Below are 25,791 nucleotides of genomic sequence, written 5' to 3'. Positions count from 1 at the left end.
CGGAGCTTCCGCCTCTCACCACAAGCCGAAGGAAGATAACCATGAGCACAGCCAACCGCGGTGTCGTCTACAAGGGCCCAGGGCAAGTCGCCGTCGAGTCGATTCCCTACCCGGAACTTGCGCTTGGCAATCGCAAATGCCAGCACGGCGTGATTCTCAAGGTCGTGACCACCAACATCTGTGGCAGTGACCAGCACATGGTACGAGGCCGCACCACGGCCCCCGAGGGGTTGGTTCTCGGCCATGAAATCACTGGAATCGTCATTGAAACCGGACGTGATGTCGAGTTCCTCAAGCCGGGCGATATGGTCTCGGTACCCTTCAATATCGCCTGCGGTCGCTGCCGTAACTGCAAGGAAGGCCAGACCGGTATCTGCCTGAACGTCAATCCGGCTCGTCCCGGTGCCGCCTACGGTTACGTCGACATGGGCGGTTGGGTCGGTGGCCAGACCGACTACGTCATGGTGCCCTATGCCGACTTCAACCTGCTGAAATTCCCGGATGCCGATCAGGCGATGGAGAAGATCCGTGACCTGACCCTGCTGTCCGATATCTTCCCCACCGGCTTCCATGGCTGTGTCACCGCTGGCGTTGGTCCGGGCAGCACCGTCTATGTCGCTGGCGCCGGTCCGGTCGGTCTGGCCGCGGCGGTATCCGCGCAGTTGCTGGGCGCGGCCTGCGTCATCGTCGGCGACATGATCGAGGAGCGCCTGGCTCAGGCCCGCAGCTTCGGTTGCGAGACCATCGACCTGACCCAGGATGGCGACATGGCCGACAAGATCGAGGTGATCCTGGGCGAGCGCGAGGTTGATGCCTTCGTCGACTGTGTCGGTTTCGAGGCCCATGCCTGTGGCTGCAATCACGGCAAGGAGGCGCCCGCGGCCGTGCTGAACTCCGCCATGTCGCTGACTCGTGCCGGCGGGCAGATCGGTATTCCGGGTCTGTACGTGACCGAGGATCCCGGCGCCGCTGACGAAGCGGCCAAGCAAGGCTCTCTGAGCATGCGCTTCGGTCAGGGCTGGGCGAAATCCCATTCCTTCCATACCGGTCAGTGCCCGGTCATGAAATATCACCGTCCGCTGATGCAGGCGATCCTGTTCGACAAGGTCAAGATCGCTGACGCGGTCAATGTCCAGATGATCACTCTGGATGATGCGCCCAAGGGCTATGCCGACTTCGACGGTGGCGCGGCGAAGAAATTCGTCATGGATCCTCATGGCAGTGTCGCTGCCTGAGATCGAAGGCGACGATATGGTGGCTCGACGAGGTCCACCCGGTTTTCCGGGTGGACCTCTTTTGGCATTGCCTGTCCCGCGGGACGATGCCAATCTTCGTCAATAGCAAAGCGTCACGCGCATCGCGGCCCGGCATCGTGCCGGGATACGTCGGTGCGGCGATGGCCGAAGGGAGGATGACGCGATGATGATCGTTGAGCTGATCGATGGGGACGACTTTCGCGACCGGCTGGTCGCGTTGGGCATTCGCATCCCGGAGCACGCCTGTCCCGAGACCTGTGCGCGGATGGCGCTGCGCAAGCATATGGAAGTGGGAGTGCCGGGGCTGCAGGAACTGGTGCGCGAAATGATGGGCAAGACGGATGTGTTGCTGCCCTCGGTGAGAGCGGCCATCGAGCGCTTTCTTCTGCCCGGACTGCGTTGAGTTGATTCGGCCCTGAATCCGCCGGCCCCGAGAAACGGGGCCGACGATAGCGTCAGGCTGCGATCATCCTTCCGCCAGGCTCAGGTGGGAGGTGTAGCCCAGATTTTCCAGCATGCGTTCGCTGTACCAGTCGACGAAGTCGATCACGCCGAATTCGAAAGTCTCGGAGTAGGGGCCCGGCTCATAGGCGGAGGAGTTGATGCCGCGCTGGTTCTCCTCGGCGAGTCGACGATCCTGGTCGTTGGTGGCGTCCCAGACGCGACGCATCCGCTCGGGATCGTAATCGACGCCCTCGACAGCATCCTTGTGCACCAGCCACTTGGTGGTCACCACCGTTTTCTGCGGTCCCAGCGGCAGGACCCGGAAGACCACGGCGTGATCGCCCATGAAATGGTTCCAGGAATTAGGCAGGTGCAGGATGCGCAACACGCCGAGGTCGGGGCTCGGCAACCTTCCCATCAGCTTCTTGCAGGCCTGCTTGCCATCCATGGTCATCGAGACGGTGCCGTCCAGCAGGGGAGTGCGGGTCAGACGGTTGCGCCGGCCTAGCCGCTTGAGCTCCCAAGGCACGCCCATGGCTTGCCATTCCCCTTGCTTGCGCGCCACCAGTTCCTTGTAGGCCGGTGTGGCGCGAGGATCCTCGCTGTCGTCGAATTCCTGCAGGGAGTTGAGCAGTTCCGGGTGCGCGCCGTTGCAGTGGTAGCATTCCCGGTTGTTCTCGATCACCAGTTTCCAGTTGGCCTGCTCGACGATGCTGGATTCCACGGCCACCTTGACGTTGTCCATGTCGTAGAGGTCGAGGTAATTCTCCATAGTCTCCAGCAGCTCATCGATGGCCGGTGGTTGTTCGGCCAGGCTGATGAAGATGTAGCCGCCGGCGGTCCTGACATGCACGGGTTTCAGGCCATAGGCGGAAAGGTCGAAGTCCGATCCCATGTCGGTACCGGCGAACAGCAGGCGCCCATCGAGTTCATAGGTCCACTGGTGATAGGGGCAGACCAGCTTGGCGACCTTGCCGCTTTCCTTCACGCACAGCCGCGAACCACGGTGCCGGCAGACGTTGTGGAACGCATGTATCTCGCCGTTGTTGCCGCGCACGATGACCACCGGATTGTCCCCGATCTCAAGGGTGATGAAATTACCCTTGGAGGGAAGCTCGCAGGTCAGGCCGGCGAACAGCCACTCTTTCGAGAAGATCTCCTGGATATCCAGCTGGAACAACCGTTCGTCGTTGTAGAACGGCTGTGGCAACGAGAAGTGGCGACGGCGCTGCGTCAACATCTCGGCTGTGGCATCGCGAGCCGCAGCCAGGGGATCATCCAGACGGGCGAGGGACAGGGAATCCATGGAAGCACTTCCTCATTGCAGGGCCACTCGCGTGACCTCGGGATTGTAGGGTTGGGAGCCGGTCAGGGTCGTGTGGGCCGCGCGACGGTGTAGGTCGTGGCGGATTGGAAGCGAGTGTGGAACAGCGCAGGATGCGGGAGTTGTCCACCGACGACGCCAGTCGATGCAGTTGCGACGCCGGATGCGAGAAAAATTGATGCCTCTGGATGCCACGGATATGCCTGTGTCGCTGACAGGCAAGCCGACAAGCGAGGGGCTGCGCAGAATTCGCTCAACGGCAGGCGGGCACCGCGGTCGGACACCTCCATGCTGCAGCCTAGGCGACGCGACGATGACAATGAACTTTCTCAACCCCGTCACCACCCAGACCTGGACCAATGGCCGCCATCTGGTGCGTTGCGTCAAGGTGATCCAGGAGACCTGGGATACCCGTACCTTCTGTTTCATGGCCGAACAGCCGGTCATGTTCTTCTTCAAACCGGGGCAGTTCGTCACCCTGGAACTGGAGATCAATGGCGAGCCGATCATGCGCTCCTACACCATTTCCAGTTCCCCGTCGGTTCCCTATAGCTTCTCGATCACCGTCAAGCGTATGCCGGGCGGCGTGGTATCCAACTGGCTGCACGACAACCTGAGCATCAACGACGAACTGGCGGTGCACGGCCCGGTCGGCAACTTCAACATCATCGACTATCCGACCGACAAGATACTGATGCTTTCCGGCGGCGTCGGTATCACGCCGCTGATGTCCATGGTGCGCTGGCTGTTCGATACCAACGCTGCCGTCGATCTGCAGTTCGTGCACAGCGCGCGCACGCCCAAGGATCTGATCTTCCATCGTGAGCTGGAGCACATCTTCTCGCGGATCCCCGAATTCAAGCTGCATATCGTCTGTGAGCGGGGCGACGAGCTGGGCGAGGCCTGGTCGGGTTTCCGCGGTTACCTGAATCAGGCGATGCTCGAGCTGATGGCGCCGGACTTCATGGACCGGGAGATCTTCTGTTGTGGTCCCACGCCTTACATGAATGCCGTCAAGCAGTTGCTGAAGGCCAACGGCTTCAACATGGACCACTACCATGAGGAGTCCTTCGGTGCCACGCCGATGGATGTCCAGGAAGAGGTCATCGAGAACGTCGAGCAGGCCGAGGCCGAGGCGGAAGAAGTCGATGCCGCCGACCTGGTCACCGTCGAGTTCAGCTCCACCGGCAAGAGCGTGAAGATCCTGCCAAGCGAAACCGTGCATGCCGCTGCCTCAAAGCTTGGCCTGCACATTCCCAAGGCGTGCGGCATGGGGATCTGCGGCACATGTCGGGTGGGGCTGTCCGCCGGCCAGGTGGAGATGGAGCACAATGGCGGGATCACCGAGGAGGATATCGAGGAAGGTTACATCCTCTCCTGCTGCAGCAAGCCCCTGGGCAATGTGGTAGTAGACTTCTGAGTCGACTCTCGCCCAAGGGATTGCGCCATCGTCCAACGACCGGGACACTGAAAAGTGCCCGGTCGTATACGTTCAAGAGGCCATCATGACCGATTCTCTCGCGCCGCCGCTTTCGGTCGGCTTCGTGCTGTTGCGCCGTTTCACGATGCTGCCCTTCGCAGCCTTCGTCGATTGCCTGCGGCTGGCCGCGGACGAGGGCGACCGCAGTCGGCAGCTACGCTGCCACTGGGTGTTCATGACCAGTGCCGGTCAGGATGCCATCTCCAGTTGCGGGGCGGCGATCACGCCCTGTACGGCCTTCCGTGACCCGACGGAATTCGACTACATCGTGACCATCGGCGGCGTGCAGGACGAACATGACGATGTGGACGAAACGGCGATTGCCTACCTGCGTCGGGCTGCCCAGGCGGGCGTGCCGCTCGTCGGCGTGTGCACCGGCGTGTTCGCGCTGATCAAGGCAGGGGTGATGGGCGGGCGCCGCTGCTGTGTCAGTTGGTATCACCATGGCGATCTGACGCGGCGCTTCCCCGATATCGAGCCGGTGGCGGATCGCCTGTTCATCGATGACGGCAATCGATTGACGTGCGCCGGAGGCACCGCCGCCGCCGACCTGGCGGCCTATCTGGTGGAACGTCACCTGGGCAAGGCCTGGGCCATGAAGAGCCTGCACATCATGCTCATCGACGAGGCGCGCCGTGGGGACCATCCACAGCCCCAGCCGGTGATCTTCGACAAGGTGGCCGATCGGCTGGTGCGTCGGGCCATCGACATCATCGAACAACACCTGGGCCAGACGATAACGGTGGATGAATTGGCCAGGCGCATCGGCACCTCGCGGCGCAACATCGAGCGCAAGTTCCGCGAGGAGCTGGGCGTCGGCCCCCAGAAATTCGCCCGCGACCTGCGGCTGCGTTATGGCCTCTGGTTGTTGCACTACACCGCCAAGAGCGTCACCGAGATCGGCGAGCGCTGTGGCTTCGCCGATACCGCCCATTTCTCCCGCCACTTTCGTGATGCCTTCGGGACTACGCCCACAGCGGTGCGCAAGACGGCCGGGGAGGGCGCGGCCCCGGTGGATCCCTTCTTTTTGCATGTCGGGCCGCGTACCCAGGCGGCGGGGTAGGCGATCATCCCGCAAACGAAGGGCTGGCTCGGTAGGCCAGCCCTTTGTGTTTCAGAGGATAAGTACAAAAACGACGCGCATTTAAATTCATTTAAAAACAGCATCTTATATATTTTGTCGCGAACATGTCGGTAAATTTGTCGCATTTGTTCAAGTTTTGCCGGGCGGGCTTGGCTATTAATACCCCTATTCGCTGGACGCTCCTCGATGCCGTCGAGGGCCGGTGTCTTTGATGGAGACGGTGGTGTCGTTTGCAGAATGCTGTGCGATCCACTTTTTCTTAACGTTGTGAAGCCAACCCTCAGGTGATGCCATGAACGACAACAACCTTACCCAGACCGATCCGCAGATCGCTGCCGCTATCGCTGACGAAGTGGCGCGCCAGGAAGCCCATATCGAGCTGATCGCCTCGGAGAACTACGCCAGTCCGCAGGTCATGGCGGCCCAGGGCACTCAGCTGACCAACAAGTATGCCGAGGGCTATCCCGGCAAGCGTTACTACGGCGGCTGCGAGCATGTCGATGTGGTCGAGCGCCTGGCCATCGAGCGTGCCTGTGCACTGTTCGGCGCCGACTACGCCAACGTCCAGCCACATTCGGGCGCCCAGGCCAATGCCGCGGCCTTCATGGCCCTGGTCTCGCCGGGCGATACCGTGCTGGGCATGAGCTTGGCCCATGGTGGCCACCTGACCCACGGTGCAGCGCCGAACTTCTCCGGCAAGTACTACAACGCCGTGCAGTATGGCCTGAATCCCGAGACCGGCGAGATCGACTATGACGAGGTCGAGCGCCTGGCGGAGGAGCACCAGCCCAAGCTGATCATCGCCGGCTTCTCGGCCTATTCCCGGGTGATCAACTGGCGCCGCTTCCGCGATATCGCCGATCGCGTGGGAGCCTGGCTGTTGGTCGACATGGCGCACATCGCCGGCCTGGTGGCCGCCGGACATTATCCGAGCCCGCTGCCCCATGCCCATGTGGTGACCACCACCACCCACAAGACCCTGCGTGGCCCGCGCGGCGGCCTGATCCTGTCCGCCAGCGGCGACGAGGCGCTCTACAAGAAGCTCAACGGCGCAGTCTTCCCCGGCCAGCAGGGCGGCCCGCTGATGCATGTCATCGCCGCCAAGGCGGTGGCCTTCCGCGAGGCCATGAGCCAGGACTTCGTGCGCTATCAGGCACGGGTCATCGACAACGCCCGCGCCATGGCCGAGGTCTTCATCGAGCGCGGCTGCGATGTGGTCTCCGGTGGCACTGACGATCACCTCTTCCTGGTGTCGCTGATCAAGCTCGGCGTGACCGGCAAGGACGCGGATGCTGCCCTGGGGCGCGCGCACATCACCGTCAACAAGAACGCGGTACCCAATGACCCCCAGAGCCCCTTCGTGACCTCTGGCCTGCGCATCGGTACCCCGGCGGTGACCACTCGAGGCTTCGATCAGGCGGATTGCGAGGCCCTGGCCGGCTGGATCTGCGACATCCTCGATGTGCTGGCCAAGGAAGAGGACACCACCGAGATTGAAGCCGAGGTGCGGGGCAAGGTCGCCGAGCTGTGCGCCCGCCATCCGGTCTATGGCGCTGGTCAGGAAAGTCAGGCCGACGCCGCGTCCATCGCGTGAAGCCTTCCCGCCCGATTCGGGCGGGAGTCCAGTAGGAGAGATCCCATGCAACGTTATTCAGGCTTCGGGCTGGTCAAGCACGCACTGAGCCACCACGAGAACTGGCAGCGCCAGTGGCGTAACCCCACGCCCAAGAAGGCGTACGACGTGATCATCATCGGCGGGGGTGGCCATGGCCTCGGCACCGCCTATTACCTGGCCAAGGAATTCGGTATCCGCAATGTGGCGGTGATCGAGAAAGGCTGGCTGGGTGGCGGCAACACGGCGCGCAACACCACCATCGTGCGTTCCAACTATCTGTGGGACGAGGCCGCCGCGCTCTACGAGCATTCCATGAAACGCTGGGAAGGGCTGTCCCAGGACCTCAACTACAACGTCATGTTCTCCCAGCGCGGCGTGCTCAACCTCGGGCATACCCTGCAGGACATGCGTGATATCCAGCGCCGGGTCAACGCCAATCGCTTGAACGGCATCGATGGCGAGGTGCTCGACGCCAAGGGCGTGCAGGAGCTGGTGCCGATCATGGATTGCTCCAAGAACGCCCGGTATCCGGTGATGGGGGCCTCCTGGCAACCCCGCGCCGGAGTGGCGCGCCACGATGCCGTGGCCTGGGGCTATGCCCGAGGCGCCGATGCTCTCGGCGTGGACATCCTGCAGCAGACCGAGGTCACCGGCTTCAAGATTCGCGATGGCCAGGTCTATGGAGTGCACACCACTCGCGGCGACATCGAGGCCAAGACCGTCGGCTGCGTGGCCGCCGGCAACTCCGGGGTGCTGGCGAAGATGGCCGGGCTCAAGCTGCCGCTGGAGTCGCATCCGTTGCAGGCGCTTGTTTCCGAGCCGCTCAAGCCGGTGCTCGATACCGTGGTGATGTCCAACCATGTGCACGGCTATATCAGTCAGTCGGACAAGGGCGACCTGGTCATCGGCGCCGGTATCGATGGCTACAACGGCTATGGTCAGCGAGGCAGCTACCCGACCGTGGAGCACACCCTGCAGGCCGTCGTCGAGATGTTCCCGATCTTCTCCCGGGTGCGCATGAACCGGCAGTGGGGCGGCATCGTCGATACCTGCCCGGATGCCTGCCCGCTCATCTCCAAGACCAAGGTGAAAGGGCTCTACTTCAACTGCGGCTGGGGAACCGGCGGCTTCAAGGCCACGCCGGGCTCGGCCCATGTATTCGCCGCCAGCCTCGCCAAGGGGGAGATGCATCCGCTCGCAGCGCCGTTCTCCATCGACCGCTTCAATACTGGGGCGTTGATCGATGAGCATGGGGCAGCCGGGGTGGCTCACTAGGCCCTACAAAAATGGTCTGTGCTCGAGGATCGTCGTTCAGCGCCTGGAGCACAGAAAGAATGCTTCGCTTTCATCCTGAGTGATGGAGGGACGAGAAAAATGTTTCATATCTACTGCCCCTATTGCGGCGAGTACCGGGAAGAAGAAGAGTTTCACCCCAAGGGCGAGGCTCATATCGTGCGTCCTGAGGATCCCGAGACGTGCAGCGACGAGGAGTGGGGCGATTACCTGTTCTTCCGCCACAATCCGCGCGGTATCCACCATGAGATGTGGGTGCACGCCGTGGGCTGCCGCAAGTTCTTCAACATCACCCGCAACACGGCGACCTACGAGATCCTCGAGACGTACAAGATGGGTGAAGCGCCGTCCATCACGGCCGAATCCCGTGATGATCGGGCCGCGGCCGAGGCTGAAACCGCCGAGAAACAGGAAGGAGTCCGCGCATGAGCCAGTCCAACAGACTCGCCCAGGGCGGGCGCATCGACCGTTCCCGTGAGCTGAGCTTCACCTTCAACGGCAAGTCCTACCGGGGGCATCCCGGCGATACCCTGGCTTCGGCCCTGCTGGCCAACGGCGTGGATATCGTCAACCGCAGCTTCAAGTATTCCCGGCCTCGGGGCATCGTCGCCGCCGGTGCCGAGGAGCCCAATGCGGTGATCCAACTGGGCAGCACCGAAGCGGCCCAGGTACCCAATGTGCGGGCCACGCAACAGGCGTTGTTCGATGGCCTCGAGGCGCGCAGCACCAACGGCTGGCCCAATGTGCAGCGCGACCTGATGGGCGTGATCGGCAAGCTGGGCGGCCAGTTCATGCCGCCGGGGTTCTACTACAAGACCTTCATGGCGCCGGCCTCGATGTGGATGACCTACGAGAAGTACATCCGCAAGAGCGCCGGACTCGGGCGCAGCCCGATGGAAAAGGACCCGGACATCTACGATCACTTCAATCGCCATTGCGAGGTGCTGGTGATCGGCGCCGGACCGGCGGGGCTGGCGGCAGCGCTGGCGGCCGCTCGCAGCGGTGCTCGGGTCATCCTGGCCGACGAGCAGGAGGAGATGGGCGGTTCACTGCTCGACTCCCGCGAGCTGCTCGATGAGCGGCCGGCGGATCAGTGGGTGGCCGAGGCACTCGAGGAGCTTGCCGGACTCGATAATGTCCTGCTGCTGCCGCGTACCACCGCCAACGGTTATCACGATCACAACTTCGTGACGCTGCATGAGCGGCGTACAGAGCATCTGGCCGAAACAGCTCCACGCGAGAACGGTCGCCGCCAGGCGCGTTCCCGCCTGCATCGCGTCCGGGCCGGACGGGTGGTGCTGGCCACCGGCGCCCATGAGCGTCCGCTGGTCTACGGCAACAACGATGTGCCGGGCAACCTGCAGGCCGGTGCCGTCTCCACCTACATCCGTCGCTACGGGGTCGTGCCCGGCAACAAGCTGGTGCTTTCCACCAGCAACGATCATGCCTACCGCGCCGCACTCGACTGGGTGGAAAGCGGCCGCGAGGTGGTGGCCATTGCCGATGCGCGGACCGAGCCCCACGGCGAGTTGGTCGAGCAGGCCCGTGCCAAGGGCATTCGCATCATCCCCGGCTCGGCGGTGCTCGAGGCGCGAGGACAGAGCCGCGTGACCGGCGCCCGAGTGGCGCGAGTGGACCTCGAAGGCTTCCGGGTGAGCGGCGACGCCGAATCGCTCGATTGCGACACCATCGCCAGCTCCGGCGGCTACAGCCCGGTGATTCACCTGGCGTCGCATACCGGTGCGCGTCCCACCTGGCGCGACGACATCCTCGGGTTCGTGCCGAACCTGGTGGAAGGAGTGCTGGCGGCCGGCGGCGCCCAGGGCGTCTATGCCACTGGCGAGGTGCTGGCCGATGGCTGGGAAGCGGGCAGCCGGGCCGCCGGTGAGGTTGGCTTCGATACCGTCGAGGCGCGTCTGCCGAATGTCGGGACACGCCATGACGGCAAGCCGGTGGCGCTCTACCAGGTGCCTCACGAGAAGCCGACCCTGCGCGGGCCGAAACAGTTCGTCGATCTGCAGAACGACGTGACGGCGGCCGCCATCGAGGTGGCGACTCGCGAGGGCTTCGAGTCCATCGAGCACGTCAAGCGCTACACCGCCATGGGCTTCGGTACCGACCAGGGCAAGCTCGGCAACATCAACGGCATGGCCATCGCCGCACGCTTTCTGGGACGCTCGATCCCGGAGGTCGGCACCACGGTGTTCCGTCCCAACTACACGCCGGTGACCTTCGGTGCCGTGGTCGGTCGCCATTGCCGCGAGCTGTTCGACCCCGAGCGCTATACCGCCATGCATCAGTGGCATGTGGAACATGGCGCCGAGTTCGAGGATGTCGGTCAATGGAAGCGCCCCTGGTACTTCCCGCGCCGCGTCGAAGGTCGCATGGAAACCATGCGCGAGGCGGTGGCCCGGGAATGCCGCGCGGTACGCGAGAAGGTCGGTATCCTCGATGCCTCGACGCTCGGCAAGATCGACATCCAGGGCCCGGACGCCCGTGAGTTCCTGGGGCGGGTCTATACCAACAAGTGGGCCAAGCTGGCGCCCGGCCGGGTGCGTTACGGCTTGATGTGCAAGGACGACGGTATGGTGATGGACGACGGCACCACCAGCTGTCTGGCCGAGAACCACTTCCTGATGACCACCAGTACCGGCGGCGCCGCGACTGTGCTGGAGTGGCTCGAGGTGTGGCATCAGACCGAATGGCCCGAGCTCGAGGTCTACTTCAACTCGGTGACCGATCACTGGGCGACCATGACCGTGACCGGTCCGGAAGCGCGCAAGCTGCTGGCCGAGATCACCGATATCGATCTCGATCGCGAGGCCTTCAAGTTCATGGACTGGCGCGAGGGCAGGGTGGCCGATGTGCCGGCGCGGGTGTTCCGCATCTCCTTCACCGGCGAGCTGGCCTACGAGATCAACGTCCAGGCCAACTATGCGCTGCATGTCTGGGAGACGCTGTTCGCCCATGGCGAGAAGTACGATCTGACGCCCTACGGCACCGAGACCATGCACGTGCTGCGGGCCGAGAAGGGCTTCATCATCGCCGGCCAGGACACCGATGGATCGGTGACGCCCGAGGATCTGGGCATGCACTGGGCGATCGGTTATGACAAGCCGTTCTCGTGGATCGGCAAGCGTGCCCTGACGCGCCCCGATACCGCGCGTACCGATCGCAAGCAGCTGGTGGGACTCAAGCCCCGCGATCCCAAGGTGGTGTTCGAGGAAGGTGCGCAGATCGTCTTCGATCCCGACCATGCGATCCCCATGCCCATGAAGGGGCATGTGACGTCCAGCTATTACAGCCCGACCCTGGACAGCGGATTCGCCCTGGCCGTGGTCAAGGGCGGTCAGCAGCGGATGGGCGAGACCGTCTATCTACCGATGGCCGACGGCCAGGTCCATGAAGCCGAGATCGTCAGCCCGATCTTCGTCGATCCCAAGGGAGAGCGCCAGAATGTCTAACACTGTTGATGACAAGGTCAAAACCTTCGATACCCGCACCGAGGCCAAGGTGCCGGTGGAGTCGCCGCTGGCCTATTCCTATCGACGTTCGGGCGCTCCGGCGCCCGGCAAGGACAGTGGCGTGACCGTGCGCGAACGGCCGTTCCTCGGTCACCTGGTGCTGCGCGGCGGAGCTATCGTCCTCGACGAGGCGCTGCGCGAGGTGCTCGACATTTCCCTGCCGGGTGAGCCCCAGGCGTTGGTCTTTGATGCCAGCGGCGAGCGCAGTGTGCAGTGGATATCGCCCGATGAGTGGCTGCTGATCGTGCCCGGTGGCGAGGAGTTCGAGCTGGAGAATCGTCTGCGCGAGGCGCTGGGGGATGCGCATTTCGCCATCTCCAACATCGGCGGTGGCCAGACCCTGCTCGAACTGGAAGGGGACGCGGTCAGTGAGCTGCTGATGAAGTCGGTGATCTATGACGCCGATCCCAACCATTTTCCGGTGGGCAAGGGTGTGACCACGATCTTCGCCAAGACCTCGGTGATCCTGCGGCGCTCCTCCGAGACACGCTGGGAACTGGTGGTACGGCGCAGCTTCGCCGATTACATCTATCGATGGTTGCTGGATGCCGGGGAAGAATACGCCATCGGCGTCGTGCGTTGATCCGTCGCGGAGTATCTTCCGCCAAGGGCCGGGGCATGCCCCGGCCCGCTTTTATCAGGAGATTTCGCCATGAGTCGTAGCGCCGATACCTGGATCATGACCGCCCAGTGCCCCAGTCGACTGGGCACCGTGGACGTGGTCACGCGCTTTCTCAAGGAAAGCCGTTGCTATATCACCGAGCAGCAGTCCTTCGACGACAGCTTGGCCGAACACTTCTTCATTCGCACCGAGTTTCGGCCGCTGGATGCCGATTTCGACCCCGAGGACTTCCATGCCCGCTTTGCGCCCCGGGCGGCGGAGTTCGGGATGGCGTTCGACCTGACCGCTCCGGATAGCCGCGTACCGGTGGTGATCATGGTCTCCAAGGCGGATCATTGCCTGAACGACCTGTTGTATCGCTACCGCACCGGGCAGTTGCCCATCGAGATCCGCGCGGTGGTGTCCAACCATCCTGACCTGAAACCCCTCGCCGACTGGCACGGCCTGCCTTACCACCATTTCCCGGTCACAGCGGAGACCAAGGCGGAGCAGGAAGCCCGTGTCTGGGGCGTGATCGAGGAAACCGGAGCAGAACTGGTCATCCTGGCGCGCTACATGCAGGTGCTCTCGAGCGAGCTATGCGAGCGGCTCGCGGGGCGGGCGATCAACATCCACCATTCGCTGCTGCCTGGCTTCAAGGGGGCCAAGCCCTATCACCAGGCCTATGCCAAGGGGGTCAAGCTGGTTGGCGCCACCGCCCATTACATCAACGATGACCTGGACGAGGGGCCGATCATCACCCAAGGCGTGGAGTCGGTCAGCCATGTCGACTATCCGGAGGATCTGGTCGAGAAGGGGCGTGATATCGAGCGTCTGACCCTGGCGAGGGCCGTCGCCTATCATGTCGAGCGCCGCGTCTTCCTCAATGATCAGCGAACGGTGGTCTTCACTCGTTGACGTGCGGCGTGGCACTTGCGACGGCATGGTGGCAGACTTGTTGTGAGGTCCGGTTACAAACTGTTACATTTTTTGCTGAACTCGGACTTCCCATGGGCGTCACAGGGAAGCGCAATCAGAAAACGCACCCAATGAATGACTGGAGATCTTCATGCAACGATTCACTACCTTGCTGTCTGCCGCTGTACTTACCACCGGGTTGATGGCAGGCGTTGCCCAGGCTCAGGAGTCGACCACTGCGAGCGATCAGGCGCAGACCCAGGCTCAGGCCCAGACACAGAACTTCTCCGATGAGCAGCTGCAGAAGTTTGCCGATGCCTCTCAGGAAATCGCCGTGATTTCTCAGGATTACACCAAGAAGCTGCAGGGTGCCGAGGGCGAAGAGGCCCAGCAGTCCATCCGCGAGGAAGCCAACGGCAAGATGGTCGAGGCGGTCGAAGGTAGTGGCCTCGACGTGGAGACCTTCAATTCCATCGGTCAGGCGATCCAGCAGGATCCCGAGCTGATGAAGCAGGTTCAGGATATGACCCAGAGTCAGTGAACCGCATGACCTCCTTCCCGCAACGGCGGGGACCAGCGAATGGGCCACCTTCGGGTGGCCCATTTTCGTAGGGTTGAAGGCTGGCGCTTTACAGCCCATGACGAGCCTTTCAAACTGAAGCCAATCTTTCTCGATCGGAGTCGGGACATGGATGTGGAACTGCTGGAGATTCGCCAGCACATGGGGCGTTTCCCGCCTTTCGAGACACTGTCCGACGCCATGCTCGATGAGGTGGTCGACAGCGTCGAGGTGGCGTACTTCAAGGCCGGCGAAGAAATTCTCTCTCTGGACCAGGAGCTGCACGAGCTGTGCTACATCCGCAGTGGTGCGGTGGAGGTGTTCCGTCGCGGTGGGGAGCTTCACAATCGGCTCGGCGAGGGTGATATCTTCGGCCAGTTGAGCCTGTTGCGCCACCATCGAGTGCGTTATCCCGCCACGGCGATGGAAGATACTCTGATCTATTTCATCCCCGAAGCGATGTTCCAGCGACTCTGCGAGGTCGATGACGAGTTCGCCGATTTCGTCGAGCTGCAGCGGCCGCGCATGGAAAGTGCGGTAGAGCAGCAGAAGAAGAACAACGACATGATCGTCACACGGGTGCGCAAGCTGCTGACCCGCTATCCGGTGATGGTCGAAGCTTCCACCACGGTTCAGGAAGCCGCCCGCCAGATCGGTGACTTCCAGGCATCGGCGGTGCTGGTTCTGGACGAGCCCGGCGACAATCCCCGTTATACCTTTCGCGACAGCGAGGATCGTGCCTGGCAAGTGCGGGGCATCCTTACCGACAGCGATTTTCGTACCCGTGTCGTGGCCGAAGGACGTCCACCGGATACGCCGGTGGGGGATGTGGTCGCCAACAAGGTGATCGCCATCCAGTCCGATGAGTCGGTCCATGAGGCCATGTTGTGCATGCTGCGCAACAATATTCATCACTTGCCGGTCATGCACCGGCGGCGGCCGGTGGGTATCGTGCATCTGTCGGATATCATCCGCTACGAGACCCAGAGCAGCCTCTATCTGGTCAGCAATATCTTTCACCAGCCCAGTGTGGAGGGGCTGGCACGTCTGGCACCGGATGTCAGCGCTGCCTTCGTGCGGATGGTCGAGGAGGGGGCGGACTCACGCATGGTCGGCAGTGCCCTGTCGACCATCGGTCGCAGTTTCACCCGCCGCCTGCTGGAGCTGGCCGAGGAAACGCTCGGACCGCCGCCGGTGCCGTACTGCTTCATGGCTCTGGGCTCCATGGCGCGTAACGAGCAATCAATCGTCACCGACCAGGACAACGCCCTGGTCCTGTCGGACGACTTCGTTCCCGAGCAGCACGACGAGTATTTCCGCGAGATGGCGAGTATCGTCAGCGATGGCCTGGATGCCTGCGGCTATCCCTACTGCAAGGGCGACGTCATGGCCACCAACGAGCAATGGCGGCAGCCGCTGGCGGTCTGGAAGCGCTATTTCACCGAGTGGATCGAGCAGCCGAACCCCGAACGCTTGCTGCACAGTTCGATATTCTTCGATCTGGACAGCGTGTATGGCGAGAACGTCATGGTCGAGCAACTGCAGGACCTGGTGGCCGAAAAGGCCGCCCAGAGCCCGTTCTTTCTGGCGGCCATGGCGCGCAACGCCCTGAACCGCACGCCGCCGCTGGGGTTCTTCCGCACCTTCGTGATGGAGAAGGACGGCAAGCACAACAACTCGATCAACCTCAAGCGTCGCGGTACCGCGCCCCTGGTCGACCTGATCCGGGTGCATGCCCTGGCCTGTGGTTCCCGCTCCCAGAACAGTTTCGATCGTCTCGACGACATCGATCGGACCTCGCTGCTGGCGCCTGGTGTCAGCGACCGGCTGCGCTACTCCCTGGAGCTGATGTCGATGTCACGCATTCGCCATCAGGTCATCGACCTCGAGCATGAGCAGCCCCCGGACAACAACATCGAGCCGGAGAACGTGTCGAGCCGAGAGCGCCACAATCTCAAGGAGGCCTTCCAGGCGTTGAGCCACGCCCAGAAGTTCCTCAAGTTCCGTTATCCAATGCCGTCGTCGAGGCCACGCTAGATGACGATGCTCGTTCCTCGTCGACCTCAGGTTCCCGATTGGCCGGCCTATCTGGCGCGGCATGCCGAAAAGGCAAAGGATCCGCGCCTCGCGCAATTCTTCTCCGCCGGTATCCCCGGGCCCGATACGCCGATCGGCGAGACGCCGATGGTGGCCCTGGACATGGAAACCACGGGGCTGGATGCACGCCGTCATGCCATCGTCAGTATCGGGGTGGTGCCCTTCACGCTGGGGCGCATTGCCCTGCGCGAGCGGCGTTACTGGATCGTCAGGCCGCAGCGCACCCTGCATGCCGAGTCGGTGACGTTTCACCACATCACCCATACCGATATCGAACAGGCCCCCGAGTTCGGAGAGATCCTCGGCGACCTGCTGGAGGTGCTGGCCGGTCGGCTGGTGGTGGTGCACTATCGACACATCGAGCGCCTGTTCCTCGACGATTCGGTGAAAGCGCGCCTGGGCGAGGGGCTGATGTTTCCCATGATCGATACCATGGCCGTGGAAGCTCGCTTTCATCGCCAGTCGTGGCTGGCGAGGTTCAAGCGCTGGATAGGGCGGCCGCCTGCCTCGATTCGCCTCTATGACAGTCGAACCCGCTATGGCCTGCCGCTCTACCAGGGCCACCACGCCCTGACCGACGCCCTGGCCACGGCGGAGCTGCTGCAGGCCCAGATCGCCAATCATTATCAGCCGGAGATGCCGATCGGCCAGCTCTGGACGTGACGCCTCAGTAGTCGATACCGCGCCGGGCCTGCAGCCCGGCGTTGAAGGCGTGGCGCACTTCCTGCATCTCGCTGATGGTGTCGGCGACCTCGAGGAGTCGACGGTGGGCGTTGCGCCCGGTGACGATCACCGTCTGTTCCGCCGGGCGGCCGTTCAGGGCTTCCAGGACCTCGTCGACGTCCAGGTAACCGAACTTGAGCATGTAGGTGATTTCGTCGAGCACCACGAGATAGACGTTCGGATCGTCGAGCAGGCGCTTCGCTTCGCTCCATACCGTCTGGCAGGCGCGCGTGTCGGCATCGCGATTCTGGGTCTCCCAGGTGAAACCGGTCCCCATGATCGCCACCTCGAGGTTGGCATCATCGATGAGGCGCTCGCGTTCACCGCATTCCCAGGTGCCCTTGATGAACTGCACCACGCCGACACGATAGCCGTAGCCGAGCGCGCGGGTCACGGTGCCCCAGGCAGCGGTGGTCTTGCCCTTGCCGTTGCCGGTGAAGACCAGCAATTGACCGCGTTGTTCGCTGGCCTCGGCAATACGCTCGTCGACATGGGACTTGAGTTTCTGCATGGCCCGACGGTGGCGGGCGTCACGATCTGTCATGCGCGGTATCCGTGCTTGGCATGGAGGTAGAGGGTGACGGGCAGGTTACGTGACCCGGCAGACAACGTCGATGGCTTCATGCTCGGTCAGGTAATGCATGAGCAACCTTCACGTGCGCATGGCTGACAAGGGCATCGTGGCCCGCCACAATCGTGTCGGAGCCACTGGGTGCCGCATCATGACACCGAACTTGCGTCTCGCCGCGAGCCATGACCTTCATTCTCTGTGCCATCTCGAGCAGATCGCCCTGAATGGCGATCGCTTCAGTCGGCGCCAGTTCCACCATCTGCTGCACCGTGCCCATGCCCTGACCCTGGTGGCGGAAGGGGATGCCAGGCATCTGCTGGGTTACGGTACCCTGTTGCTGCGGCGTAACAGCACCCAGGCCAGGCTCTATTCCTTTTGCGTGCACCCCGGAGCCCGGGGGCATGGTGTAGGGCGGGGGATGCTGCAATGGCTGACCGCCGCGGCGATGGAGCGCGGCTGTGATCGGCTGGTACTGGAAGTGCGGGTCGACAATCCGGTGGCCCTGGGGCTGTATCACAGCGAAGGATTCAGACCCGACGCCTGGCTGACGGATTACTATGAGGATGGTTGTGCCGCCTGGCGGATGATCAAGGAACTGGCCATGACCCGGGCCGGATGAAACAATGGTCATAGCCGTCCTTTGCCGCCCTCATTGACGATGCCGATTGGCAGTCCACACGGCGATGCGCTTCAATGGGAAGCACCTTCTTTACCGCCACAGGGAGTGAGCGCCACATGTCACATGCTCGCCGTGTCGTTTTCATGGCCCTGGCCGGTATCTGTTTCGTGCTGGGGCTGATCGGCGCCTTCCTGCCGCTCATGCCGACGACCTGTTTCATGCTGCTGGCAGTCTGGCTTGCCTCCCGCAGCTCTCCACGATTCGCCGCCTGGATTCGTCGCCACCCGCGTTTCGGCCCCACGGTCACGGCCTGGGAAGCCGAGCGGGCGATTCCCCGCCATGCCAAGTGGCTGGCCGGTATCATGCTGGCCATGTCGATGGTGGTGCTGGCTTTCACCGTCAGCCTGGTGTGGCTCAAGCTGTCGTTGATCCTAGGGCTGGCGCTGCTGGGTGTCTGGATTTTGACGCGGCCGGAGCCGGCCACGGAATCCTGAACAGGGCAATGCATATCACGCTTTGAGGTTCGGGCTCGCCGAGCCGTACAATGGATGGCAATTTTCGACAGGAGCCATCCTCGATGTCCAAACCCCAAGCGATTCACCTGAGCGACTATCGTCCGCCCGCCTACCGTGTCACCCATACCGAGCTGACCTTCGAGCTCGATCCTTCCGCCACGCGCGTCAAGGCGCGATTGCACCTCGAACGCCATCCCGAGCGCGAGGCCGGCGAGGCACTGGAACTCGACGGCGAGCAACTGACGCTCAAGTCCATCGCTATCGATGGCCAGGCGCTGGGCGAGGACGAGTACCGACTCACCGAGCAGGGGCTGCGGATCGAGAACGTGCCAGCGAGCTTTTCGCTGGACACCGAGGTGGAAATCTCGCCCGAGGAGAACACCGCCCTGGAAGGGCTCTATCGCTCCGGCGGCATGTTCTGTACCCAGTGCGAGGCGGAAGGCTTTCGTCGCATCACCTTCTACCCGGATCGGCCGGATGTCATGGCGACCTTCTCGACCACGGTGGTCGGCGATGCCGCCAGCCTGCCGGTGCTGCTCTCCAACGGCAATCCGGTGGAGCGGGGCGAGCTGCCGAACGGGCGACACTTCGTCACCTGGGAAGACCCGCATCCCAAGCCCTGCTACTTGTTCGCCCTGGTCGCCGGCGACCTGAAGCAGGTCGAGGATCGCTTCACCACCATGAGCGGTCGTGACGTCACCCTGCAGATCTGGGTCGAAAAGGAAAACCTCGGCAAGACCGATCACGCCATGGCCTCGCTCAAGCGCGCCATGCGCTGGGACGAGGAGACCTACGGTCGCGAATACGACCTCGATCTGTTCATGATCGTGGCGGTCAACGATTTCAACATGGGCGCCATGGAGAACAAGGGGCTCAACATCTTCAATTCGGCGGCGGTGCTGACCCACCCGGATACCGCCACCGACGCTGCCTTCCAGCGGGTCGAAGGCATCGTTGCCCACGAGTATTTCCACAACTGGTCCGGCAACCGGGTGACCTGCCGTGACTGGTTCCAGTTGTCGCTCAAGGAAGGCTTCACCGTCTTCCGTGACCAGAGTTTTTCCGCCGACGTGAACTCGGCGCCGGTCAAGCGCATCGAGGACGTTTCCTTCTTCCGCACCGCTCAGTTCGCCGAGGATGCCGGTCCCACCGCGCATCCGGTGCGTCCGGATCACTACATCGAGATCGGCAACTTCTACACCCTGACCATCTACGAGAAGGGCGCCGAGATCGTGCGCATGCTGCGCAACCTGGTGGGCTGGGAGGCCTTCCGGCGCGGTTCGGATCTCTACTTCTCGCGCTTCGATGGCCAGGCGGTGACCATCGAGGACTTCGTGGCCTGCATGGCGGAGGCTTCCGGCCAAGACCTGGATCAGTTCATGCTGTGGTACTCCCAGGCCGGCACGCCGGAAATCGATGCCCACGGCGAGTACGACTATGCGCGCGCCGAGTATCGGTTGATCCTGCGCCAGCGCACTCCGGCCACGCCGGGCCAGCCCGACAAGCAGGCCCTGCACATCCCGGTACGGCTGGGGCTGGTGGGCACCAAGTCCGGCCGCGACCTGGCGCTGACCCTGGATGGCGAGTCGCTGGGTCGTGACGCGGTGATCCATCTGCGCGAGGAAGAGCAGGAGTTCGTCTTCACCGATCTCGCCGAGGCGCCCGTGCCGTCGCTGGCGCGCGGATTCTCGGCGCCGGTCAAGCTGAACTTCCCGTATTCCCGCGAGGATCTGGCCTTCCTGCTGGCCAACGACAGCGATGGCTTCAATCGCTGGGATGCCGGCCAGCGTCTGGCGCTGCTGGCGCTCGACGATCTGATCGCCGCGCATCGCAATGGTGTCGAGAAGGTCATGGACAATCGCGTCGTCGATGCCTTCCGGACCCTGTTGACCAGCGATACCGACGACAAGGCGGTGCTGGCGGAGATGCTGACCTTGCCCTCCGAGGCCTATATCGCCGAACAGCAGCCGCTGGTCGATGTGGATGCCATCCACGCCGCCCGGCAGTTCGTCAAGCAGTCCCTGGCGAGGTCCCTGCGCGATGAATTCCTGGCGGTCTACCAGGCCAACCGCGATGACTCGCCCTACGCCCCCGAGCCCGACCAGATCGCCGCGCGCAGCCTGAAGAACGTGGCGCTGTCCTACCTGATGAGCATCGAGGACGAAGAGGGCGTGGCACTGGCGCAGCGCCAGTTCGAGGCCGAGCACAACATGACCGATGTGCGTCATGCGCTTACCCTGCTGACGCACAGCAGCCGCGACGACCTTGCTGACCCCGCGCTCAAGGCCTTCGGTCAGAAGTGGGCGCATGACCCGCTGGTCATGGACCAGTGGTTCAGCATCCAGGTCTCGCGTCCCCAGGAGGATGCCCTGGAGCGGGTCAAGTTCCTGATGGATCATCCGGCCTTCTCGCTGACCAATCCCAACAAGGTGCGGGCATTGATCGGCGCCTTCGCCCAGAACCGGGTCAACTTCCATCGTCTCGACGGCGAGGGCTACAAGCTGCTGGCCGATGTGGTCATCAAGCTCAATCGCCTGAACCCGGAGATCGCCGCGCGCCTGATCACGCCGCTGACCCGCTGGGCGCGCTATGACGAAACCCGTCAGGAACTGATGAAGGCCGAACTGGAGCGCATTCGCGCCGAGGATCTCTCGCCGAATGTGTATGAGGTGGTCGAGAAAGCCCTGGCCTGACGTCCAGCGCTTCCTTCGTGATCGTTCGTCACTGAAAGGCGCCGCCCCTGCTGGAGCGGCGCCTTCGTTTTATCGGGAAACCGCCGAACGGGGCATGATGCCCAGCGTCGCGTGCCTAGTTGATCAGCCAGCCAAGCACCAGCAACCCCACCAACCACCAGAGTAGAGCGGCGATGATGGCGCGTTGCATCAGGGCGCGAAAGCCGCGCCACAGCAGCCAGAGCCCGAACACCAGGATGGCCAGGCTGAGCAAAGAGGGCGAGATGCCGAGCGAGCCGGACAGGCCGTTCAACAGGCCGTCGACGGCATCGTCGAGATGCGTGAAAAGGCCGGTCAAGAGGTCGACGATCAGGCGAATGCCCTCGCCGAGGGCATTGCTGATGAAGGCGAAGAGATCTTCCATGAGCGAAGCGTCCGTCGCTGGGCTGAATCGGCCGTCAGTATCGCGGCTCATGGGCAACGGGGGCAAGGCTCAGCCGAGTTGGCCGATCTTCGAATCGATGCCGGCCTCCTCGGCGGCGCTGTCGGCCAGTGCCCGGCCTGCTTCGTCATAAACGTGGAAGACGGCATGGGCGCCGAGCTCGCGTATCGGTTCGATTTCCTCGGGATATTCCACCACGGCGGTGATGTGGCCGGGGAAGTGGCGCCGACGGAGTTGCTTCAGCGCCGCCAGGTTACCGGCGTGGTGCGGCATGGCCAGCACCACCACGCGTACTTCGGGGGACATCAGCAGCTTGTCCCAGAAGTCGGAGTCCACGGCGTCCCCCTCCAGGATGTTGAAGCCTCGTTCGCTCAGTCGGGCAACGCTCTTGGGATTGCTGTCGATGCCCAGTACCTGGAGTCCGTATTCCTTCTGCAGGCGTCGATAGGCGCTGCGCCCGATACGCCCCATGCCGAGCACGACGGCCTCGGCATCGCCGACTTCGATGGGGCGATCGCTGGGCGTGAGAGCGGCGGTATCGATGGCCGGCAGGAGGGGCTCGAGGCGACGGTAGAGCCGCTCGCTGAAGGCATTGAGCAGGGAAGAGGCGGCAAAGCTCATGGCCACTGCCAGGGACAGGATCACCAGCCACCTGGCGGGCAGCCAGCCGGCACTGACGGCGATGGCGCCGACGATCAAGCCGAATTCCGAATAGTTGGTCAGGCTCAGCGACGCCAGCAGGGAGGTGCGGTGACGCATGCGAAAGCGCATGAAGACCAATTGGTAGAGGAGGCCTTTCAAGGGCAGCAACAGGACCAGCAGCGTCGCTACCCCCAACTGTTCCCAACTTGGCAGTGCCGTCAGGCCAAGACTCAGGAAGAAGCCCACCAGCAGGAGCTCCTTGAGGCTGAACATCGAGCGTGCCAGCGTTTGGCCCGCCGGATGAGGAGACAGCAGCAAGCCGATGAGCAGCGCGCCGAGGTCGCCCTTGATGCCGACGGCCTCGAACAGCGCATAGCCCAGTACCAGAGCCAGCAGGATGCCGAACAGCATCTGCATCTCGCCGTGGCCCAGCCGGTCGAGCAAGGCGCGCAGCGCCGGTGCCAGAGGAATCAGCAGCACCAGTCCCAGCGCCCAGGGGCTGGGCAGGGTGCCGCTGGAGACGGTCAGGAAGGCCACCGCGAAGATGTCCTGCATGATCAGCACCCCGATGGCCAGGCGCCCATAGGCAGCCTGGGTCTCGCTGCGTTTCTCCAGCACCTTGACCACGAACACCGTGCTCGAAAAGGACAGCGCGAAGGCCAGCAGCAGCAGGGTGCTCGGGGCGACACTGGCCAGCAGTGGCAGTCCCGCTGCCTTGAGAATCGCGAAGATGGCCACCAGGGTCAGTGTCGAGACGAGCATGTGCAGGCTGGCGCCGCCCCACACATCACGGCGTAACAGGGTGCGTATGTCCAGCTTTAGGCCGATGGTGAACAGCAGCAGAGTCACGCCTATATCGGCCAGCGCACCGAGAAGGGGAGACGGCTCGACGCCCAGGAAATTGAGCACGAAGCCACCGGCCAGGAAGCCTACCAGAGGAGGCAGATGCAGGCTCAGGGCGACGAGGCCGCCGAGGAAGGCGGCGATGATGATGGCCGGGTCGATCATGAAGGCTCCGCTGTACCGAGGGCATGCAGACAGATAGTGTAAGGAAGTCGTAAAGTGAATGGCATTCATCATTGCACTGTATCGCAGCGCCGTGAAACGGGAGTGACGCATCCGGGAGTCTTCAAGGAGGCAGGGAGGGCATGATCCGACTGATTCTCAATGGCCAGGTAGCGCAATTGCCCCAGGTGCGTGAGGCCGTCTTCGCCCACCGGAATGCCGGCGCCGAGCTGGAAGTACTGGTGACCTGGGAGCAGGGAGATGCCGCCCTGCTGGCCGAACAGGCAGGATATGCCGGCCGGTCGCGGGTGATCGCCGGCGGTGGTGATGGCACCGTCAACGAGGTGGTCAATGGCCTGATGCGCCTGTCGCCGGAGCGGCGCCCGGCACTGGGCATCCTGCCGTTGGGCAGCGCCAACGACCTGGCGACGTCGCTGGGCTTGCCGTTGATGCCCGGCGCGGCCCTGGAAGCGGCGCTCCACCTGTCGTCGCGTCCCGTCGACGTGGCACGCCTGGATGATCGCTATTTCCTCAACATGACCACTGGCGGCTTCGGGGCCGAGGTAACCTCCTCCACGCCCAAGAGTCTCAAGCGATTGCTGGGTGGCGGCGCCTATTCGCTGATCGGCGCGCTCAAGGCCTGGCAGCATCACCCCTATGCCGGGCGTCTGAGTTGGGCGGAAGGGCAGAGCGATGCCTCGCTGTTCGTGCTGGCCATGGGCAATGGCACTCAGGCCGGTGGCGGCCAGCGACTGACGCCCGAGGCTCGTCTCGATGACGGTCTGCTGGATATTCTGCTGGTACGCGATTTCAACTCGCTGCGGGAAATGCTGGCGATGCGTCGGGAGCTGCTGGAACGCCCCCGGAAAGGGGAATTCGTCGAGACCTTCCGTACCCCCTGGCTGAGCTTCGAGGGTGCCGACGATCTGCCATTGACCCTGGATGGTGAGCCCATGAGTCGTACTGGCTTCCATGCCGAGATCAACTCGGGCGCACTGGAACTCGTGGTGCCCGAGGACTGTCCCTTGTTCTCTCATCGCTCGAACGGGGCTGGCGAGTCCTGGTCCCGCGCGGCATCATGAAGGTGGCGATGTTGCCATTCACGGAGGAGCCATCATGCTGACACCTTTCCACCTCGCCGTTCAGGTGCGTGACCTGGCCGAGGCCCGGCGTTTCTATGGTGAGCTGCTGGGATGCGACGAGGGCCGATCCAGCGACACCTGGGCCGATTTCAACCTCTATGGTCATCAGTTCGTCTGCCACCTAAATCCCGCCCTGGGCGAAGCGGGGGTCGAGAATCATCGCAACCCCGTGGATGGGCATGGCGTTCCGGTGCCACATTTCGGTGTGGTGCTGGAAATGGAGGATTGGGAGGCCCTGGTCGATCGCTTGACCACGGCGGGCATCCGCTTCGATATCGCCCCTTGCGTGCGTTTTCAGGGAGAGCCCGGCGAACAGGCCACGATGTTCTTCCGTGACCCCAGTGGCAATGCCATCGAGTTCAAGGCGTTCCGGGATATTCAGGGACAGCTGTTCGCGACATAGCACCAGGCGACATGGCGCTTGGTGACCATGGCTTTCGCGACGCCGCTTGCGATGGTTCGGGGGCTCTGGTGCAATGTCGCTTCGTTTCTTGGGAGGTAACGATGGCGATGAAATTCTGGGGACCGCTCGCACTGGCTGCCACCTTGGCGCTTGCCGGGTGTGGAGATGACGAGAGCGCCCCATCGAGTGAAGAGAGTGTGTCACAGGGCACCGACACGCAACAGCAAGAGACACAGACGTCCACCACGGAGGAAAGCGCGACACAGAGCGAACGGGTCGCGCGTGATGCCGAGGATGGCGACTCGCAGCAGACGGCGGATGACACCGCGGATGCATCGGCGTCCGAGCCGGACTCCGCAGCGTCGCAGGGCGAAGTCGCCGACATCGCCGATGAGCCTTCGGCCATCGAACCTCCGGATGAGGGCGAGGTCCTGAATGAATCGGAGGCCATGCCGGGCGAGACCAGCAGCGACGATGTCGACGCCATCATCGAGGAGACCGAACGGCGCTTCGAGGAGGCCAGCAAGAAAGTCGACGAGCAGTTCAAGGAAGCCGAACAGGATATTCCCGAGCCGACGACGACGCCGGAATCCGAGGCATCCACGGATCTCGACGCCGCTCTGGAGTCACCGTCCGAGCTGCCCGAAGATGCCACCACCCTGGAAGAGGGCAGTTCCGATCCGGAAGTACAGGCGATCCTGGAGGAAACGGAACGGCGCTTCGAGGAGGCCAGCAAGAAAATCGACCAGCAGTTCGAACAGGCCGAGCGTCAGGTGCCCGACGAGATAAGCGATTCGACCCTGGAGCCGGAAGAGTCGCCGTGACGACGATAGGGGCATGAAAAAGGCCCACCTGAGGGGTG

23 protein-coding genes are annotated in these 25,791 nt (G+C 63.2%); 19 read left to right on the top strand and 4 right to left on the bottom strand.

Annotated features, from left to right (window positions below; genetic code table 11):
• The first annotated feature begins 41 nt into the window (after positions 1-41).
• A complete protein-coding gene (gene fdhA / locus HELO_RS13490) occupies positions 42-1,235 on the top strand; it encodes a formaldehyde dehydrogenase, glutathione-independent (RefSeq protein ID WP_013333210.1) in 1,194 nt (397 codons plus the stop codon).
• Positions 1,236-1,419: 184 nt separating this feature from the next.
• The gene (locus HELO_RS13485) at positions 1,420-1,659 is read left to right on the top strand and encodes a hypothetical protein (protein ID WP_013333209.1); all 240 of its coding nucleotides are present in this window, start codon (positions 1,420-1,422) and stop codon (positions 1,657-1,659) included.
• Between the two features lie 63 nt (positions 1,660-1,722).
• On the opposite strand, the gene HELO_RS13480 is transcribed toward HELO_RS13485, so the two are convergent.
• Positions 1,723-3,006: an aromatic ring-hydroxylating oxygenase subunit alpha gene (locus tag HELO_RS13480; protein ID WP_013333208.1), complete on the bottom strand. Its 1,284-nt coding sequence runs from the start codon at positions 3,004-3,006 to the stop codon at positions 1,723-1,725.
• Positions 3,007-3,337: 331 nt separating this feature from the next.
• Between HELO_RS13480 and HELO_RS13475 the strand changes: the two genes are divergently transcribed.
• From HELO_RS13475 to HELO_RS13425, 11 genes are all read left to right on the top strand, one after another.
• Positions 3,338-4,444 (top strand): hybrid-cluster NAD(P)-dependent oxidoreductase, encoded by a 1,107-nt coding sequence (locus HELO_RS13475; protein WP_041602145.1) that lies wholly within the window; start codon positions 3,338-3,340, stop codon positions 4,442-4,444.
• A gap of 85 nt (positions 4,445-4,529) precedes the next feature.
• The gene (locus HELO_RS13470) at positions 4,530-5,567 is read left to right on the top strand and encodes a GlxA family transcriptional regulator (protein ID WP_013333206.1); all 1,038 of its coding nucleotides are present in this window, start codon (positions 4,530-4,532) and stop codon (positions 5,565-5,567) included.
• A gap of 313 nt (positions 5,568-5,880) precedes the next feature.
• Positions 5,881-7,182, top strand: a complete 1,302-nt coding sequence (gene glyA / locus HELO_RS13465) for a serine hydroxymethyltransferase (protein ID WP_013333205.1) — start codon at positions 5,881-5,883, stop codon at positions 7,180-7,182.
• Between the two features lie 45 nt (positions 7,183-7,227).
• Positions 7,228-8,478: a sarcosine oxidase subunit beta family protein gene (locus HELO_RS13460; RefSeq protein WP_013333204.1), complete on the top strand. Its 1,251-nt coding sequence runs from the start codon at positions 7,228-7,230 to the stop codon at positions 8,476-8,478.
• Between the two features lie 99 nt (positions 8,479-8,577).
• Positions 8,578-8,925 carry a sarcosine oxidase subunit delta gene (locus HELO_RS13455; RefSeq protein ID WP_013333203.1) on the top strand — a complete coding sequence of 116 codons (348 nt, stop codon included), beginning with the start codon at positions 8,578-8,580 and terminating at the stop codon, positions 8,923-8,925.
• Positions 8,922-11,960: a sarcosine oxidase subunit alpha family protein gene (locus HELO_RS13450; RefSeq protein ID WP_013333202.1), complete on the top strand. Its 3,039-nt coding sequence runs from the start codon at positions 8,922-8,924 to the stop codon at positions 11,958-11,960. Before HELO_RS13455 ends, HELO_RS13450 begins: the two co-directional genes overlap by 4 nt.
• Positions 11,953-12,603, top strand: coding sequence for a sarcosine oxidase subunit gamma (locus HELO_RS13445; RefSeq protein WP_013333201.1), 651 nt, complete (start codon positions 11,953-11,955; stop codon positions 12,601-12,603). Before HELO_RS13450 ends, HELO_RS13445 begins: the two co-directional genes overlap by 8 nt.
• Positions 12,604-12,672: 69 nt before the next feature.
• Positions 12,673-13,539, top strand: coding sequence for a formyltetrahydrofolate deformylase (purU, locus tag HELO_RS13440; RefSeq protein ID WP_013333200.1), 867 nt, complete (start codon positions 12,673-12,675; stop codon positions 13,537-13,539).
• A gap of 151 nt (positions 13,540-13,690) precedes the next feature.
• The gene (locus HELO_RS13435; protein ID WP_013333199.1) at positions 13,691-14,080 is read left to right on the top strand and encodes a DUF4168 domain-containing protein; all 390 of its coding nucleotides are present in this window, start codon (positions 13,691-13,693) and stop codon (positions 14,078-14,080) included.
• Between the two features lie 147 nt (positions 14,081-14,227).
• Positions 14,228-16,135 (top strand): DUF294 nucleotidyltransferase-like domain-containing protein, encoded by a 1,908-nt coding sequence (locus HELO_RS13430; protein WP_041602144.1) that lies wholly within the window; start codon positions 14,228-14,230, stop codon positions 16,133-16,135.
• On the top strand, positions 16,136-16,858 hold the full coding sequence (locus tag HELO_RS13425) for a 3'-5' exonuclease (RefSeq protein WP_013333197.1): 723 nt from the start codon (positions 16,136-16,138) through the stop codon (positions 16,856-16,858).
• 4 nt (positions 16,859-16,862) lie between these two features.
• On the opposite strand, the gene cobO is transcribed toward HELO_RS13425, so the two are convergent.
• Positions 16,863-17,462: a cob(I)yrinic acid a,c-diamide adenosyltransferase gene (cobO, locus tag HELO_RS13420; RefSeq protein WP_013333196.1), complete on the bottom strand. Its 600-nt coding sequence runs from the start codon at positions 17,460-17,462 to the stop codon at positions 16,863-16,865.
• A 97-nt stretch (positions 17,463-17,559) separates the two neighbouring features.
• Between cobO and HELO_RS13415 the strand changes: the two genes are divergently transcribed.
• The 3 genes from HELO_RS13415 to pepN all read left to right on the top strand — a co-directional run bounded on the left by HELO_RS13415 (position 17,560) and on the right by pepN (position 21,316).
• Positions 17,560-18,108, top strand: a complete 549-nt coding sequence (locus tag HELO_RS13415) for a GNAT family N-acetyltransferase (RefSeq protein ID WP_232519599.1) — start codon at positions 17,560-17,562, stop codon at positions 18,106-18,108.
• 116 nt (positions 18,109-18,224) lie between these two features.
• Complete coding sequence (locus HELO_RS13410; protein WP_013333194.1) at positions 18,225-18,602, top strand: YbaN family protein; 378 nt, start codon at positions 18,225-18,227, stop codon at positions 18,600-18,602.
• Positions 18,603-18,685: 83 nt separating this feature from the next.
• Positions 18,686-21,316, top strand: coding sequence for an aminopeptidase N (pepN, locus tag HELO_RS13405; RefSeq protein ID WP_013333193.1), 2,631 nt, complete (start codon positions 18,686-18,688; stop codon positions 21,314-21,316).
• 115 nt (positions 21,317-21,431) lie between these two features.
• Here pepN and HELO_RS13400 read toward each other — a convergent pair whose 3' ends face one another.
• A complete protein-coding gene (locus HELO_RS13400; RefSeq protein ID WP_041602143.1) occupies positions 21,432-21,719 on the bottom strand; it encodes a hypothetical protein in 288 nt (95 codons plus the stop codon).
• 69 nt (positions 21,720-21,788) lie between these two features.
• On the bottom strand, positions 21,789-23,387 hold the full coding sequence (locus HELO_RS13395; RefSeq protein WP_013333191.1) for a cation:proton antiporter family protein: 1,599 nt from the start codon (positions 23,385-23,387) through the stop codon (positions 21,789-21,791).
• A 140-nt stretch (positions 23,388-23,527) separates the two neighbouring features.
• On the opposite strand from HELO_RS13395, the gene yegS reads away from it, so the two are divergent.
• The 3 genes from yegS to HELO_RS13380 all read left to right on the top strand — a co-directional run bounded on the left by yegS (position 23,528) and on the right by HELO_RS13380 (position 25,753).
• Positions 23,528-24,466, top strand: coding sequence for a lipid kinase YegS (yegS, locus tag HELO_RS13390; RefSeq protein WP_013333190.1), 939 nt, complete (start codon positions 23,528-23,530; stop codon positions 24,464-24,466).
• 34 nt (positions 24,467-24,500) lie between these two features.
• Positions 24,501-24,929: a VOC family protein gene (locus tag HELO_RS13385; protein WP_013333189.1), complete on the top strand. Its 429-nt coding sequence runs from the start codon at positions 24,501-24,503 to the stop codon at positions 24,927-24,929.
• A 101-nt stretch (positions 24,930-25,030) separates the two neighbouring features.
• A complete protein-coding gene (locus HELO_RS13380; RefSeq protein WP_013333188.1) occupies positions 25,031-25,753 on the top strand; it encodes a hypothetical protein in 723 nt (240 codons plus the stop codon).
• The last annotated feature ends 38 nt before the right edge of the window (positions 25,754-25,791 follow it).

Source organism: Halomonas elongata DSM 2581 (genome assembly GCF_000196875.2).
In the GTDB taxonomy this organism is placed as follows: domain Bacteria; phylum Pseudomonadota; class Gammaproteobacteria; order Pseudomonadales; family Halomonadaceae; genus Halomonas; species Halomonas elongata.
The sequence above is the reverse complement of the archived record's forward strand: the minus strand, read 5'-3'. Positions and strand labels throughout refer to the sequence as shown.

What these genes read in the sequence shown, in the direction of transcription:
- fdhA (WP_013333210.1), top strand. Translation starts at nt 42, where the DNA reads ATGAGCACAGCCAACCGCGGTGTCGTCTACAAGGGCCCAGGGCAAGTC.
- HELO_RS13485 (WP_013333209.1), top strand. Translation starts at nt 1,420, where the DNA reads ATGATGATCGTTGAGCTGATCGATGGGGACGACTTTCGCGACCGGCTG.
- HELO_RS13480 (WP_013333208.1), bottom strand. Translation starts at nt 3,006, where the DNA reads ATGGATTCCCTGTCCCTCGCCCGTCTGGATGATCCCCTGGCTGCGGCT.
- HELO_RS13475 (WP_041602145.1), top strand. Translation starts at nt 3,338, where the DNA reads ATGACAATGAACTTTCTCAACCCCGTCACCACCCAGACCTGGACCAAT.
- HELO_RS13470 (WP_013333206.1), top strand. Translation starts at nt 4,530, where the DNA reads ATGACCGATTCTCTCGCGCCGCCGCTTTCGGTCGGCTTCGTGCTGTTG.
- glyA (WP_013333205.1), top strand. Translation starts at nt 5,881, where the DNA reads ATGAACGACAACAACCTTACCCAGACCGATCCGCAGATCGCTGCCGCT.
- HELO_RS13460 (WP_013333204.1), top strand. Translation starts at nt 7,228, where the DNA reads ATGCAACGTTATTCAGGCTTCGGGCTGGTCAAGCACGCACTGAGCCAC.
- HELO_RS13455 (WP_013333203.1), top strand. Translation starts at nt 8,578, where the DNA reads ATGTTTCATATCTACTGCCCCTATTGCGGCGAGTACCGGGAAGAAGAA.
- HELO_RS13450 (WP_013333202.1), top strand. Translation starts at nt 8,922, where the DNA reads ATGAGCCAGTCCAACAGACTCGCCCAGGGCGGGCGCATCGACCGTTCC.
- HELO_RS13445 (WP_013333201.1), top strand. Translation starts at nt 11,953, where the DNA reads ATGTCTAACACTGTTGATGACAAGGTCAAAACCTTCGATACCCGCACC.
- purU (WP_013333200.1), top strand. Translation starts at nt 12,673, where the DNA reads ATGAGTCGTAGCGCCGATACCTGGATCATGACCGCCCAGTGCCCCAGT.
- HELO_RS13435 (WP_013333199.1), top strand. Translation starts at nt 13,691, where the DNA reads ATGCAACGATTCACTACCTTGCTGTCTGCCGCTGTACTTACCACCGGG.
- HELO_RS13430 (WP_041602144.1), top strand. Translation starts at nt 14,228, where the DNA reads ATGGATGTGGAACTGCTGGAGATTCGCCAGCACATGGGGCGTTTCCCG.
- HELO_RS13425 (WP_013333197.1), top strand. Translation starts at nt 16,136, where the DNA reads ATGACGATGCTCGTTCCTCGTCGACCTCAGGTTCCCGATTGGCCGGCC.
- cobO (WP_013333196.1), bottom strand. Translation starts at nt 17,462, where the DNA reads ATGACAGATCGTGACGCCCGCCACCGTCGGGCCATGCAGAAACTCAAG.
- HELO_RS13415 (WP_232519599.1), top strand. Translation starts at nt 17,560, where the DNA reads ATGAGCAACCTTCACGTGCGCATGGCTGACAAGGGCATCGTGGCCCGC.
- HELO_RS13410 (WP_013333194.1), top strand. Translation starts at nt 18,225, where the DNA reads ATGTCACATGCTCGCCGTGTCGTTTTCATGGCCCTGGCCGGTATCTGT.
- pepN (WP_013333193.1), top strand. Translation starts at nt 18,686, where the DNA reads ATGTCCAAACCCCAAGCGATTCACCTGAGCGACTATCGTCCGCCCGCC.
- HELO_RS13400 (WP_041602143.1), bottom strand. Translation starts at nt 21,719, where the DNA reads ATGGAAGATCTCTTCGCCTTCATCAGCAATGCCCTCGGCGAGGGCATT.
- HELO_RS13395 (WP_013333191.1), bottom strand. Translation starts at nt 23,387, where the DNA reads ATGATCGACCCGGCCATCATCATCGCCGCCTTCCTCGGCGGCCTCGTC.
- yegS (WP_013333190.1), top strand. Translation starts at nt 23,528, where the DNA reads ATGATCCGACTGATTCTCAATGGCCAGGTAGCGCAATTGCCCCAGGTG.
- HELO_RS13385 (WP_013333189.1), top strand. Translation starts at nt 24,501, where the DNA reads ATGCTGACACCTTTCCACCTCGCCGTTCAGGTGCGTGACCTGGCCGAG.
- HELO_RS13380 (WP_013333188.1), top strand. Translation starts at nt 25,031, where the DNA reads ATGGCGATGAAATTCTGGGGACCGCTCGCACTGGCTGCCACCTTGGCG.